15 protein-coding genes are annotated in these 15332 nt (G+C 28.0%); all 15 read right to left on the bottom strand.

Annotation, left to right across the window (positions count from 1 at the left end):
- Window positions 1-116: 116 nt before the first annotated feature.
- Window positions 117-563: a transcriptional regulator NrdR gene (nrdR, locus tag ACMX2D_RS05090; RefSeq protein ID WP_041953655.1), complete on the bottom strand. Its 447-nt coding sequence runs from the start codon at window positions 561-563 to the stop codon at window positions 117-119.
- Window positions 563-1618, bottom strand: a complete 1056-nt coding sequence (gene ftsZ / locus ACMX2D_RS05085) for a cell division protein FtsZ (protein WP_414972975.1) — start codon at window positions 1616-1618, stop codon at window positions 563-565. Before ftsZ ends, nrdR begins: the two co-directional genes overlap by 1 nt.
- Before the next feature lie 81 nt (window positions 1619-1699).
- Window positions 1700-3304: a cell division protein FtsQ/DivIB gene (locus ACMX2D_RS05080; protein ID WP_414972973.1), complete on the bottom strand. Its 1605-nt coding sequence runs from the start codon at window positions 3302-3304 to the stop codon at window positions 1700-1702.
- A gap of 2 nt (window positions 3305-3306) precedes the next feature.
- Window positions 3307-4416 (bottom strand): undecaprenyldiphospho-muramoylpentapeptide beta-N-acetylglucosaminyltransferase, encoded by a 1110-nt coding sequence (murG, locus tag ACMX2D_RS05075; protein ID WP_414972972.1) that lies wholly within the window; start codon window positions 4414-4416, stop codon window positions 3307-3309.
- Window position 4417: 1 nt separating this feature from the next.
- On the bottom strand, window positions 4418-5521 hold the full coding sequence (locus tag ACMX2D_RS05070; protein WP_414972971.1) for an FtsW/RodA/SpoVE family cell cycle protein: 1104 nt from the start codon (window positions 5519-5521) through the stop codon (window positions 4418-4420).
- Window positions 5521-6846 (bottom strand): UDP-N-acetylmuramoyl-L-alanine--D-glutamate ligase, encoded by a 1326-nt coding sequence (murD, locus tag ACMX2D_RS05065; protein ID WP_414972970.1) that lies wholly within the window; start codon window positions 6844-6846, stop codon window positions 5521-5523. Before murD ends, ACMX2D_RS05070 begins: the two co-directional genes overlap by 1 nt.
- 12 nt (window positions 6847-6858) lie before the next feature.
- The gene (gene mraY / locus ACMX2D_RS05060; RefSeq protein WP_414972968.1) at window positions 6859-7830 is read right to left on the bottom strand and encodes a phospho-N-acetylmuramoyl-pentapeptide-transferase; all 972 of its coding nucleotides are present in this window, start codon (window positions 7828-7830) and stop codon (window positions 6859-6861) included.
- 16 nt (window positions 7831-7846) lie between these two features.
- Complete coding sequence (locus ACMX2D_RS05055; RefSeq protein ID WP_414972966.1) at window positions 7847-10270, bottom strand: penicillin-binding transpeptidase domain-containing protein; 2424 nt, start codon at window positions 10268-10270, stop codon at window positions 7847-7849.
- An 84-nt stretch (window positions 10271-10354) separates the two neighbouring features.
- Complete coding sequence (locus tag ACMX2D_RS05050) at window positions 10355-10720, bottom strand: septum formation initiator family protein (protein ID WP_009448488.1); 366 nt, start codon at window positions 10718-10720, stop codon at window positions 10355-10357.
- A gap of 13 nt (window positions 10721-10733) precedes the next feature.
- The gene (gene rsmH, locus ACMX2D_RS05045) at window positions 10734-11666 is read right to left on the bottom strand and encodes a 16S rRNA (cytosine(1402)-N(4))-methyltransferase RsmH (RefSeq protein ID WP_414972965.1); all 933 of its coding nucleotides are present in this window, start codon (window positions 11664-11666) and stop codon (window positions 10734-10736) included.
- A gap of 11 nt (window positions 11667-11677) precedes the next feature.
- Window positions 11678-12109 (bottom strand): division/cell wall cluster transcriptional repressor MraZ, encoded by a 432-nt coding sequence (mraZ, locus tag ACMX2D_RS05040; RefSeq protein WP_414971351.1) that lies wholly within the window; start codon window positions 12107-12109, stop codon window positions 11678-11680.
- A 312-nt stretch (window positions 12110-12421) separates the two neighbouring features.
- Window positions 12422-13171, bottom strand: coding sequence for a prolipoprotein diacylglyceryl transferase (gene lgt / locus ACMX2D_RS05035; RefSeq protein WP_414972964.1), 750 nt, complete (start codon window positions 13169-13171; stop codon window positions 12422-12424).
- Between the two features lie 8 nt (window positions 13172-13179).
- The gene (locus ACMX2D_RS05030) at window positions 13180-13812 is read right to left on the bottom strand and encodes a TIGR01906 family membrane protein (RefSeq protein WP_414972963.1); all 633 of its coding nucleotides are present in this window, start codon (window positions 13810-13812) and stop codon (window positions 13180-13182) included.
- 1 nt (window position 13813) lies between these two features.
- Entirely contained in the window at window positions 13814-14557 is a 744-nt protein-coding gene (locus ACMX2D_RS05025) for a YebC/PmpR family DNA-binding transcriptional regulator (protein WP_009448967.1), read from the bottom strand.
- Between the two features lie 2 nt (window positions 14558-14559).
- A complete protein-coding gene (nadE, locus tag ACMX2D_RS05020; protein ID WP_414972961.1) occupies window positions 14560-15267 on the bottom strand; it encodes an NAD(+) synthase in 708 nt (235 codons plus the stop codon).
- Between the last annotated feature and the right edge of the window lie 65 nt (window positions 15268-15332).

Below are 15332 nucleotides of genomic sequence, written 5' to 3'. Positions count from 1 at the left end.
ATTATTTTATCATAAATTGCAAAAAAAATAAATTAAAATATCTTAAATTAGTATTGATTCTATTAAATAATAACACTACTATACATAAAAAAAGAGATGAATTTTTAATTCATCTCCTAAAATTCTTTTTGTAAATATTCCATAAAAGATTTTATATCTCTAAAATCTTTATATACTGCAGCAAAGCGAACATAAGAAACCTCATCAAGTGATTTTAGATATTTTAAAACCAGCTCTCCAATCTGAGTAGATTTTATTTCATTTTTGTAGTTTTGTCTAATATCTTTTTCAATATTATCTATAACATCCTCTATCTCTTTATCTTGAATATTTCTTTTTTCACAGCATTTTTTTATTCCTGCAAAAACCTTATTTCTAGAGAAAATTTGTTTTGATCCATCCTTTTTTAATACAAATATTACAAATTCAGGCATTTTTTCATAAGTGGTAAATTTGTAATTACATGTTTCACAAACTCTTCTTCTCTTTACATAAGTTTTATCATTTGAATTTCTGGAATCTAAAACTCTTGTAGTTTCTGCTCCACAATTAGGACATTTCATTATCTTAAGAAACTTGGAATATCTAAATCTAATCCGTCATCTTTTTTATCTGATGAAGGTTTTTTTTCATAGCTTGATAGCTTTCTTATTCCTCCGGCAACTAGTGGATCAAAGCCTGTTGCTATAACAGTAATCTTGATATTATCCCCAAGTGATTCATCAACTCCTGTACCGAAAATAACATTAGCATCTCCATCAATAGCTTCTCTAATTAATTCTGCAGCTTCATGTGCTTCAAAAAGACCAACATTTGCAGCTGTAACATTAAGAAGAACCGCTCTTGCACCATCAATAGAAGTTTCAAGTAATGGACTGTTAATTGCCATTTTAGCAGCATCAATTGCTCTGTTTTCTCCACTTGCTATACCAATACCCATATGAGCAACTCCTTGATCTTGCATTACTGATTTAACATCTGCAAAATCCAAGTTAATTATACTTGGAACAGCAATTAAATCGGAAATACCTTGAATACCGTTCATTAAAACTTCATCAGCCATAGCAAATGCTTCCAACATAGTTGTTCTCTTTTCAGAAATTTGAATTAATTTATCATTTGGAATAGTAATTAGTGTATCAACTTTTTCTTTAAGTGCTTCAATACCTTGTTCAGCTTGAATAGCTCTTTTTCTTCCTTCAAAAGTGAATGGCTTAGTAACCACACCTACAGTTAAAATTCCCATTTCTTTTGCAATACCTGCAACAATAGGAGCAGCACCTGTACCAGTTCCGCCACCCATACCGGCAGTTACAAATACCATATCAGTTCCTTCAAGAGCTTTCATTATTTCTTCTTTACTTTCTTCTGCAGCTTTTTCTCCAACAGATGGATTTGCACCTGCTCCAAGACCTCTTGTTAATTTTTCTCCTATTTGAATTTTTGTTTCTATATCAATAGAATTTAAAATTTGTCTATCTGTATTTACAGCTACAAAATCAACTCCTCTTAGTCCGCATTGTTTCATTCTTGAAATAGCGTTGTTTCCACCGCCACCAATACCGAAAACTTTGATTTTAGCTAAATCATTTCCATATACTTCCATCTCAAATGCCATTATTATTTCCTCCTATATAGTTTTATACTTAATTTTTTAGGTAACCAATGTTATTATACTAAATTTTTTAATAAATTTCTACTATTTTTTTACAATTATTGGATTTTCTCCAACATTTAGTATAATTTCTGTTGCATTTATTCCTTCTAATTGAATTTTCTTAATTAAAATCCCTATAATTTGTGTTTTCTTTGCATAGTCTTTTAAATCTCCAAATGTAACTTTTAAAGAATTTTTAAATTCTAGAATTATTTCTTGATCATTTGTAAAATCAATACTAGCAATATCAAAATAATATTCTTTAGTCAAAATATCTAATAAGAATTTAACCTTCGTCTCGTCTGTAGAAAAATCTTCCCCTACTTTTAATCCTGTTTCGGTAATTCCTTTTAATTGAGCTCCTGATGCTTTTGAATTATCAGTCGCTAGTTCTTTAACTTTACCATAGTTATCGATAGTAGTTAGTCCACTTGCAGTATTTATATATGCACTTACAAAATTTTCTTTAACTTCTATCTCTATTATATTAGGATAATTTTTTGTTACCTTTACATCTTCGATATTTGGAAGTTCTTTTAAATTTTTCTTGATTTTACTTGAAGACGCTAAGAATATATTATCTCCAACACTTATTCCGCTTTTACCAATTAATAATTCTTTTTCATTAGCAAGATTACCAACTACATTTATATAATCAATTTTAAATAAATCATGAGTCAATCCGAAATATACAGTTATTGCTGCACAGGCTAATAAAAACGCTAATAAAAATTTAAAGAATATTCTAAATCCTCTTCTCTTTTTCTTCTTTCTGCCTTTTTTATCTATATAATATTCTTCATCGTCATAATCTTCATCTTCCAATTCATCTGTAGTATCTACTAAATTGTTATGATAATTTGATTTTTGACTAATATTTTCATATCCCGATTGAACTACTATAGTTTGATCTTCTAAACTTCCGAAATCATCGTCTTCTTCCAAATCATCAAAAGAATTTACAACTCCTTCTTTTTCAAATAAAGAATCGTAATTTCCCTCTTTACTCAACTCTTCTTCATTTGATATACTATACTGATTAAAAATTGATTCTTCATCATTTATATTCTCATTAGAATCTTCCTCTTGATTAATTTCAACTAATTGCGGTTCTTTTGATTCTTCTATAGATTTTATTTCTTCCACAGATACAATATTTTTCTCAGAATCTAAACTTCCAAAATCATCATCTTCCTCTTCTTCAGAGTCAATGTTTTCAATTTCTTCTTTTTTAGATTCAGGTAAAGATTCTTCCAAAATTGTTTCATCTTCTAATTTATCTAATTTATCATCAGTCAAAATTTCTTCTGAAATTATTTCATCTTTTATATCACTTATAGATATTTCTTCTGGTTTTTCTTCTTCATCTATTATTTCATCTTTAAGCTCTTGAACAACCTCATCTTCTATGATATCATTTGAAGAAATATTCTCATCGTTTATACTTTCAGAAGAAGGATGTTCTTTCTCATAATTCATTTTTTCAAAATCTACACTTTTAAATTCCTCAAAAAATGATTCGTCTAAAGTGTCATTTCTAGACTTCAAGCTGTCATATTCATAAAATTCATCATGTGTTGAACTGATTTCATCCGTTCTCTTTTTTACAAATATTTTAGGTTTTTTTCCTTTGTTATTATTAGACATATTTATCTCCCTTTAAATTTATCATAAAATATTGAAACAAAATCATTTACCGCATTAGGTGTTGCAAATTTTTTTGCATTTTCTTTCATTTGTTCAAGTTTATTATTATCAAAAATTATTTTTTCTATGTTTTCCCATAACAAATCTGAATTTAACTCTCTCTCCAGTATAAGCTCGGCTGCCCCAATTTCTTTATATGCCCTTGCATTAAATTCTTGATGATTTTCGGTAGTATATGCTTTTGGTATTAAAATACTCGCCAAACCTATCTTTGATATCTCAGCTAAAGTTATCGCTCCGGAGCTGGTAATAACTAAATCGGAAACTCCATAAGCTTTATCCATCTCAATCATATAAGGTAGAATTTTTACGTTCTCACCAATTTTGATATCTTTATTCTTTATATCTTCTAAAAATTTATCATAATTACTTTTTCCGGTTACATGAATTAGAGAAATTTCATTATTTTCATAAAATTCATCTAATATTCCAATTATAGCTTTATTAAGTTCTTCACTTCCATTACTTCCCCCAAAAGAAAAAATATTTTTGGAATTTTCATCCAGTTTAAAAAACTTTAAGGCTTCTTTTCTATCTAAATTTTGAAATCTATTCCTAATAGGATTCCCCGTAACAATACATTTTTCATTATTTTTAAAAAATTTAATTGATTCTTTGAAAGTAACTGCCATTGAATCAACATATCTTGATAGGATTCTATTTGTAATTCCGGGATAACTATTTTGTTCATGAAAAATTGTATAAATACCAAGTTTATGTGCTTTATATAAAACAGGACCCGTTACAAAACCGCCGGTTCCTATAACAACATCAGGTTTAAATTCTTTTAATATTCTCTTTGCTTGAGATAATCCTTTCAGCAAAACAAAAATTGATTTAAAAAATTTCTTATTAATCTTTCTGGGAAGTCCCATAACTTCTATTGATTTATAATCTATATTTAAGCTTGGAATTAACTCGCTTTCCATACTGTTTTTAGAACCTATGTATAAAATTTCAGTATTTTCATCTCTTCTTTTTAATTCTTCAATTATTGCAACGGCAGGATATATATGTCCTCCTGTCCCACCGCCAGTTATTACAACCTTCATATTATCTCCCTTTTACATCATATCTGGCAATACTTAAAATAATTCCAATCATTATTGAAGTCATAACTAAAGAAGATCCCCCATAACTTACAAAAGGTAAAGTTACTCCTGTAGGAGGAATCGTCCCCGTAGCAGTTCCTATATTAACTAATGTTTGCAATCCAATTGAGAATGTTATTCCCAGTATTACCATCTTTCCATATAAATTTTTAACATTTCTTGAAATCATAATTCCCAGATATGCCAAATATATATATACTCCGATTAAAAAAACAGAGCCGATAAATCCAAATTCTTCTGATATTGTTGCAAAAATAAAATCATTATGCGCTTCAGATAAAGTATATTTTTGTCTTCCGTTTCCAAGACCAACGCCCCAAATAGAGCCATTTGTTATAGCAAAAAGTGATTTTATTAATTGCCAAGATTTTGAATCTCTATATTTTAACGGATCAATAAACGCCTGAATTCTACTAGTTCTGCTATATCCGGATTTTAACATATATACAGCAGCAAAACTTGCAATTGAAATTCCCAGTCCGGAAAACATTATTGCCTTTTTATCCATACCGGCAATTATATACATAGCGGTTAAAGTTCCAATTATTATCAATGTATTGGAAAGGTCAGGTTGAATCATAACTGAAAATGCTGCAATTCCCGCTATCATTAAATATTTAAAAAATACATTTTTAAAAGTAAAATTCTTTTTATATTTATCGATAACATATGCCATCATCATTATAGAAGCAATTTTCATAAAGTCAGAAGGCATAAATGTTAAACCGCCAATTCCAACCCATCTTCTAGCATTATAAATATTGATTCCTAATGGAGAATATACTGTAAATCCTAAAATAAATGCAAATATAAAAAAATTCTTACTTTGCTTTCTAAATTTTAAAATATTTATATGTGAAACTAAGAAAATAAATATAATGGATAAACCTACAAATATTATATGTTTTCTTATTATATCTACTTCATTTCCCTTTAGTCTATAGCTATATGGCCAACTTGTACTAAATACCATTATACTTCCAAAAAGAAGTAAAAACATAACAATTATGACTAATTTTTTAGCATATTTATCAAATTTAATCATTATAATTCATTTACCAACTTCTTAAATAAATTTCCTCTTTCTTCATAATTTTTGAACATATCCCAACTTGCAGAAGCAGGAGAAAGTAATACATTATCTCCAATTTCAGCAATTTCAAAAGATTTTTCAACAACTTCTCTATAATCATCAACTATTATATTATTATCAAATCCATTTTTCTTCGCAGTATCATAAAATTTATACTTTGTATCTCCAACTAATATTAAAGCTTTTACTTTCCCATTAAAACAATTAAACAATGGGTTAAAATCAACGTGTTTGTCATATCCTCCCAGTATTAGTATAATAGGTTTTTCTAATGCTTCAACTGCCTTTATAGTCGAATCTACATTTGTTCCTTTTGAATCGTTATAAAATTTTATACCATTTAATTCTCTAACAAATTCAATTCTATGTTCAACACCGGCAAAATTTTTACACGCAAAAATAATAGTATCTAAATCTATACCATAATTATAACAGATTGCAACAGAAATTAAAACATTTTGTGCATTATGTCTTCCTAAAATTTTTAAATCTTTCATTGAAAAAATCTTTTTATCATTATGATAAAAAGCATCTTCACTAAAATAAAAATCTGCATTTTTATTTTTTAATGAAATTTTTGTAACATTTGTATTTGTTACAACTAATTTACCTAAAATTTCATCATCAATATTTAAAATAAGATTGTCATTTTTATCCATATTTTTAAATATTTTTAATTTATCTTCTATATAATTTTCAAAACTTCCATGCCAGTCAATATGATCCGGAGTTATATTTCCAATAGATGCAATTAATGGTTTAAAATTCTTAATATTATGTAATTGAAAACTACTAACTTCTATAATATTTACAGTTTCGTCATCTGAATTGAAAATTTCCCAAAGCATTCCTATTCCAATATTCCCGACAACTTTTGATTTTATATTTGCAGTTTTAAAAATTTCACCAACCAAACTTGTTGTAGTAGTTTTTCCATTAGTACCGGTAATTGCAATAATTTTTCTTTTTGGAAATAGAGTATAAGCTAATTCCAAGTCTGTATATATTGGAACTTTTTTATTTAAAAAATATTCAATTATCTCATTGGATGGTTTAATTCCCGGACTTTTTACTACAAAATCAAAATCATAATCTTTATAATTTTTTATAAAATTATAGTCAAAATCTTTTATTTCTTCAAAAACTCTTTGCAATTCTGATTTTTCTTTATCATCATAACAATACACCTCAGCTTTTAGAAAACTGAGAGTTTTTATAGTTGAAATCCCGGACAATCCTAATCCTATAACCAAAACTTTTTTATCTACTATTTCCATAAAATACTCCTATTAAATATTAAAAAACAAATATACTGATATTATTGTCAATATCCCACTAATTACAGCAAAGGATGTTACAATTTGTGGTTCCTTATACCCTTTTAATTCATAATGATGATGGATAGGGCTCATCAAGAAAACTCTCTTTTTATTCCTAGTTTTATAACTAACAACCTGAATAATAACAGATAATGCTTCTATAACATAAATTCCGCCAATAATTGGCAAGTAGAAAATCATCCCATTTAATATACATATTGTTGCTATTGCACCACCTAAAGCCATTGAACCGGTATCTCCCATAAATACTCTAGCAGGATATGAGTTAAACATAACAAAACCCATTAAGCTTGCCATAAATACTAAAGAAAACACTCCAACGCTTGGAAATCTTGAAGAACTTATTAGTCCAAGTCCTAAAAACACTGGAATTGATACTGAAGAAGAAAGCCCATCCAATCCATCAGTTAAATTTGTCGCATTTGCAGTTCCAATCATTACAAAAACTAATATTGGATAAATAAACCAACCAAAATTTACCGGATCTTTTACAAAAGGAATCAATTGGTATCTTAAATCTGTTCCTACAACTTTTTCTATAAAAATTATTACAATAATACTTATTATAAATTGAATAATTAATTTTTGAATTTCTGTAAGTCCTAAAGATCTTTTCATAACGAGTTTGAAAAAGTCATCCAAAAAACCAATAAGTGTAAAGCCTAACATTCCAATTAATACAGCAAATACTTCTCTAGAAAAATTACCTAAGAAAAATGTTGTAAGTATTATGGCAATTACAAAAAACACTCCCCCCATAGTTGGTGTTCCGGCTTTAGATAGATGACTTTGAGGACCATCATCTCTTATATTTTGACCAAGTTTAAATTTTCTTAGATATGGAATTGAAAATTTTGCTATAATAATTGTTAGAAAAAAACCAAGCAAAATACTACAAATTGTAAATCTTGATATACTCATTTTATCATCTCCTAAATTAATCTTCAAATGTTAGAACTATTTCTTCATCTTTTGAAATATAACTTCCTATTTGTTTGTTTGAAGATACAAATTTTCCTTTACCTCCGGAAGTTTTATATTTGTACCCCATCTTATTTACTACATTCATAGCTTGTTGATAAGACATATTTGAAAAATCAACAACTAATAATTTTTCATTTTCATCATCAGAAACGGTCAAATTAACCGTACTTCCTTCAACTAATCTCTTTTCAGGTTCTTCACTTTGTCCGGTAACAACAGATTTTGAAGAACCGGAACCTTCTACACTATAATTTAAATATTGTCCTTTTAAAAGTTCTGATGCATATTCCAAAGTAAGACCTCTAACATCTGGAACTTTTGTCTTTCTTACTATACCATTTTCATCATTACTATTTGTAATTTGCTTGTAGTCAACTATTTCTTCAGCAAGTTTTTTTGCTAGTGGAGAACATACGCTACTACCACCAGTATTAGCCTTAGGCTCGTCAAAAACAATCAAAATACTATATTTTGGATTATCGATAGGAAATGTAATATATAATGAAGCAACTGTCTTTTGATCATCATACTTACCATTTACCGCTTTAATTGTAGTTCCTGACTTTCCCCCAATTCTCACTTTATTAGAATAGACTTTATTAGCAATACCATCAGTTACACCATGTTCCATTAAAACTCTCATTTTATCACTTGTTTCTTTCGAAATAATTTGATTTTTAACAATAGCTTCATTATCTTTTATTTTAATTTTTCCTTCAGAATCTTTCTCAACATTCTTAATACTGATTTGCGGTTCTAATAAATATCCTCCATTTACGACAGCATTTGCCGCTGTAATCATCTGAATAGGAGTAACAGAAATACCATGTCCATAACTCATTGTTGCAAGTTCGGCAGCACCTATATCCGATAATGATTTTGGTGTTTGTCCAACAGACTCTCCAGGTAAATTAATTCCTGTTTTATTACCAAAACCAAATCCATTTATATATCTAAAAAACTTTTCTTTACCCAAATGTCTAACCATTTGTACAAAAGCAGGGTTACAACTGTTATCTAGTGCCTCAGTAAAAGTCTCTTTCCCATGTGGATTTTGCCAGTTAAAACATCTAAGTGTAATTCCCGGAATATCTTTAATAAATCCGTTACAATAAAAAGTAGAATCTAAAGTATCTGTATTTTCTTCCAATGATGAAGATGCTGTTATAAGTTTAAATACAGATCCCGGTTCATAAGTATCACTTACCGCCGGATTTCTCCACATAGAAAATATTCTTTCTAATCGTTCTTTTTCTTCTAAACTGTCAAATTCTTTAACTGTATCATTATCGAGAGGGACTGTCGGATTATTTGTATCATATTTTGGAAAACTATCCATAGCTACAATATCTCCATTCGTTACATCTGATACAATAACAGTCATTTTAAGCGGTTTTTCTTTTTCAAAATATTGTTGACCATATTCTGAAACATATTTTTGGATTGTACTATCTATAGTTAGATATAAATCTTTTCCATCTTTTGCTTCAATAACATCTTCTACAGACTTATTTAAATTTTCTCTTATAACTCTTTTAGAGCCATTTGTTCCGGAAAGAGTCTCGTTAAGTGAATTTTCAACTCCACTTTGACCTCCATTTTCACTTGTATGACCAAGTACAAAAGGGGCTAAAGTTCCATCTATATAATTTCTACTCTGTTCTATTTCAACACTAATTATGGAAGAATTTATTTCTTTAATTTCTTTTGCCAATTCAGGACTTATACTTTTTTTTATTCTAAAGTTAGTACCTCTATCCGCTCTATCAAATACTTTTTTCTTATCAAGCTCAAGCACTGAAAAAATTTCATCTAATTTTTTCTCTTCCGCCTCTCTGGCTTTTTGAGTATAAAGTTTAAATTTATCATATTCTAATACTGAAAAATACACTTCTTTATTATTAGTAACACTAACAATAAGAGAATTTTTAGACTTAACAGTTGCATTCTGTTCTTCAGTAATATCTTTCTTTATCAACAAATTATTATATTGATCTGCTTTTTCAAATATTTCTTCTTTATTCAACTGTAGTATATCAAAGATTTTATCTAATTTCTTTGTTTCTACATCTTTAAGTTTCGAATTAGATTTTTTATAACGATTATAATCAAAAGTAGAAAAATATCCGTTATATACGCTTATACTCTTTGCTAATGTATTTCCATTTCTATCAAAAATTGAACCTCTTTTAGCCTCAAGTGAAGTATAACTTACTGAATCTTTAAATTGTTCAATACTATATTTATTATTTGAATATAATTGTAAATATGCCAATTTAAAAATTATAGTGCTAAAAAGTATTATAAAAATAAAAAATAAAACAGCCGAACGAGAAGAGACTGTTTTATTTTTAATACTATATTTCTTATTTTTCATTTAAACTCCCCTTGTCTAAGTTTAATAAGAACCCCACCCTTCTCCCGGGTGCTAGGGAACCTTGTTATTTCACAATAAAATAAATTAATCAATCTTATCCAAATATTTAACTTGTTCCTTTTTAGGAAAATCCATATTATAATTAAGTCTTGCAAGCTTTGCAATTCTATCAACAGATTTATAAGGCTCAAGTTTCATATTATAATCATCTCTTTCAGTTTCTAACGAGCGAATTTCAGAGTTTAGTGTATTTATTATTCTATTTTGTTGAGCAATATTTAGATATCCATATAAAATTACTACACTAAAAACTAATGTAATAAAAGTGAATATAAAAAGTGTAATATTTTTATATAAACTGGATTCTCTGGTAATTCCGTAGGCTTTTGTATTTTGCTCTGAAATTCTCTCGCCTGAAACATTAATATATTTTACTTGAGCCGTGCTCATATAAATCATCCTCCTAAATTTTTGAACAAATCCTCAATTTCGAACTTTTCGATCTTGAATTTTCATTCATCTCTTCTTTGGAAGGTATTAGTGGTTTTTTTGTTAAGATTTTTATTTTCGGTTTGTTGTGACAAACACAAACATATAATTCCTTAGGGCAAATACAACCTCTTGCCAATTCTTTAAAGGAATCCTTAACAATTCTGTCTTCCAAAGAATGAAAAGTAATAATACATAATCTACCATCTTTATTTAGTCTATCTACAATGTTGGGAATAACTTTTTTAATAACTTCAAGCTCTCTATTAACCTCAATCCTTATAGCTTGGAATACTCTCTTTGCAGGATGTCCGCCTTTTGCCCTAACGGATTTCGGAATAGCTCTTTCAATAATATCAACTAATTCGAAAGTAGTTTCTATTAACTTTTCTTTTCTATAATTAACAATAAATTCTACAATTCTCTTTGTCCATTTTTCTTCACCATAGTTATAAAAAATATATTCTAAATCTTCAGAATTGTAATAATTTACAACATCAAATGCACTTTTTTTAAGATCTCTGTCCATTCTCATATCCAATGGAGCATCAATCATATATGAAAAACCTCTCTGTCCGTTATCTATTTGATATGAAGAAACTCCGATATCCAATAATACACCGTCAACCTTGTCGATACCTAAATAATCCAATATCTCCTTAAAATTTTCAAAATTGCCTTTATAAAACAAAACATTATCTGAAATTTTTAAAAGTCTTTCCTTGGCAACCGACAAAGCCTCTTCATCCTGATCAACACAAATAAGTTTTCCATTTTTTATTCTTTTTAATATCTCTGTTGAATGACCTGCACCACCAACAGTCAAATCTACATAAATGCCGTCAGGTTTTATATCTAAACCATCTATTACTTCATCTAACATTATCGGTATATGATTAAATTCCATAAACATATTCCTTAAAAATCAAGACCGTCAAATCTTTCAGACATAATAGCATCGTCACTGTATTCAGCTTTACTATATTCATCCCATTTTTCTTTAGACCATATTTCGATTCTGTCTGAAACTCCGATAATCATTACATCTCTTTCAATTTCTGCAAATTCACGCAAATTTTTATTTACTACAAATCTTCCTTGCTTATCCAAATCGGTATTCATCGCACAACTACAAAAGAATCTTGTAATTGAACGAACATCTTTTTTACTAAAACTCTTTGAATTTAATTGTTCTGTAAATTCAATCCACTTTTTTTCAGTAAAAACAAACAGACAACCTTCAAGTCCGCGAGTTACTATAAAATTAGCTCCCAGTTCATTTCTAAATTTTGATGGCATAATTAATCTGCCTTTATCATCTAAAGTATGTGGAAAATCTCCTAAAAACAATGCCATCACCTCCTAAAAACTAACTCCATTTTACTCCATATTATACCACAATTATTATTACACTTATATTTTATACTATTTTTTCATATTTTGCAACCCTTTTTAATAAAAATTTTTTAACAAATTAAAATTCATATTCTAATAAACTTCTGTAATTTTCAATATTTATAAAAAAATTATAAAAAAGTGGAGTAATTTTCCAAAAATATTTTTTAAATTTCTAAATTTATCTAATTTTTTATACAAAAAAACTACATAAAATAAATCTATGTAGTTAAAATTTTTTGTTTAAAAATATTAAATTGTAAATCATTAAATATCTTTCCCATATTTTCTATTCAAAAAGAATAATACACTTCCTATAATTACTCCAACTAAAGATAAGACTTGTGAAACTCTGAATCCTAAAAACATTAAGCTATCAGTTCTCAAACCTTCAACAAAAAATCTTACTACTCCATATAGAATTGCATAAAGGAGTAAAACCTCTCCCTTTTTCTTTTGATATTTTCTGATGTAAACCATCAAAAAAATAAAAATCAAAAAATTTCCAATTGATTCATATAAAAATGTTGGATGATATTTTTTTCCATCTATTATAACCGCCCAAGGTAAATTAGTTTCAGTTCCGTGAGCCTCTTGATTTATAAAATTTCCCCATCTCCCTATTGCTTGACCGAGTATAAGCCCCGGTGCACAAACATCAGCTAAATCTCTAAAATCAATTTTTCTATATTTACCGAAAAAATAAACCACAATAATAGCGGCAATTACAGCGCCATATATCGCAAGTCCACCTTCTCTAATATTTATCATTGATAAAAAATTGCCTTTGTAATTTTCCCATTCAAATATTACATAATATATTCTGGCTCCTATTACACTTATCGGTAATGCAAATAGCAAAAGATTTGAAATTTCATCTTCTTTTATATTTCTAAGTTTAGAATTTTTTGTCGCAACAAAAAGACCTGCCATAATTCCAAAACAAATTATAATGGCATACCACATTATATCTATTCCAAATAGAGAAAAAGCAACTCTGTCAATTTTTACTTCCATATTTCCTCCTAATTATATTCATAGTCTTTAAATTTAAGAAAAATATAAACTAAAAAAATACCTATAGTAGATAATACTAATACATTCAAAAACAAGATAAAGAAAAATTCTTCCGGTAAAATTCTTATCATTAAATCTGTTTCATAGTCTAAAAGCCATAAATCATTATTAAAAAATAATTTATGAAAATATATAAAACTTTCAGAAAAGAATAAAGAACAAATGCCTAAAAAAGAAATTACAGTAATATATGTTATTAAAATATACTTTCTTATATATTTAAAAAATATAAAGTCATTTTTAAGTAATTTATATAAAAACACGACTAAAGTAATTATAAATAAAGATGTATAGACTACTCTATCAAGTTTAAAAAGTTTATATACATCTTCCATATGAGAAATTTCTTTTTTATTAAAATGATGTTTTAAAACTTCTTTGTCCCCATTTTTTATAAATTCAACAAGTGAATTACTTGCATTTTCTATCCATTCTTTAGAAAGACCTGACTCTTTATCGATTTTATATTCATTATGAAAATTATTATAATAAGAAATATCTTTAGCCATAAAATCTATTGAATATAATAAAACAAATAAAATAATACTTAAAGAAATCAAAAAAGCAAATGTTTTTTTCATCTTATTCTACATCTAAATCTTCCGGTATTTCCCAATTATGATAAACATTTTGAACATCATCATTATCTTCAAGTTGATCTATCATCTTAACCATTTTCTTTATATTTTCAGGATTTGTAATTTGTGAATTGTTGCTTGGAACGTATTCTAAATCACAAGCACTAAAAGTATATCCTTTTTCTTGTAGTGCATCTCTTAAAGTAATGAAGTCTGCAACTTCTGAATATACTGTATAAACTTCTTCATCAGATTCAAAATCACTAGCTCCATTTTCTAAAGCAAAGTCCATTAAATCATCTTCTTCAGCTTGTTCTCTTGTAATAACAATAACCCCTTTTTTCTCAAACATAAATAAAACTGAACCATTTTGTCCCAGATTTCCACCATGTTTATCAAAAGCATGTCTTACATCTGCAGCAGTTCTATTTCTGTTATCTGTTAAACATTCAACTACAACCGCAATACCTTCCGGACCATATCCTTCATAGATTATAGTTTCATAGTTGCTTGCATCTCCATCTCCAGCACCTTTTTTTAATGCCCTTTCAATATTATCGTTAGGCATATTTTCAGCTTTAGCTTTTTCTATGGCAGTTTTTAAAGCGGGATTGTATTCCGGATCTGCTCCACCCTCTTTAACTGCAACAATTATATATCTAGCAAGTTTTGTAAAAATTTTACCCCTTCTTGCATCTTCTTTTCCTTTTTTATGTTTAATCGTACTCCATTTATTATGTCCTGACATAATTACCTCCTAAATCCTTTAGCAAAATTTCTCTTGTGTTCAGAAAATTTTACCATCTTTTTTATTTTCTCTTCTATATTTTTATCCAATTTTTCATTATTTATAAATTTCTCTAAATCATCATAGGAAAATCCCATTTCATCTTCATCAGTTTGATTTTCAAAAAGTCCTGCACTTGGAGGCTTTTGAATTATTTTATCGGGAACACCCAAAAATCTTGCAAGTTCATAAATTTCCTTCTTTGTAAAATCCACAAGTGGCATAAGATCAGAACCACTATCCCCGTATTTAGTAAAATATCCAACAGTAAATTCTGATTTATTACTTGTTCCAACAACCAAATATTTTTTTAATTGTCCATAATAATACAAGGTTGTCATTCTAAGTCTTGGCTTAACATTTGCATAAGCCATTAAATTATCACCTTTTTCAAGGGAATCTGTAAAAACAGAATAAGTTTTAGATAAATCAACTTTTATTGCATTAAGTTTAAATTTATCTATAACCAACTTTGCATCTTTTTCATCTTCTTTAGAACTATTTATAGGCATCATTATAGCTAAAGATTCATCACCGAAGGCTAGTTTTGAAAGTGCAGCAACAACAGCTGAATCGACTCCTCCACTTAGACCATAAACTATTCCTTTACAGTTAGCTTCCTTAACAGAATTTCTAAGCCATTCAACAAGTTTATCAACAACTTCTCTCATAATACACCTCCTTATAATCTTTATTATTTAAAATTAATATCAATCTAATTTTTAATTTTATGCAA

Origin of the sequence: Parvimonas oralis, from assembly GCF_047608425.1 — a bacterium.
Classification (GTDB): Bacteria; Bacillota; Clostridia; order Tissierellales; family Peptoniphilaceae; genus Parvimonas.
The sequence above is the reverse complement of the archived record's forward strand: the minus strand, read 5'-3'. Positions and strand labels throughout refer to the sequence as shown.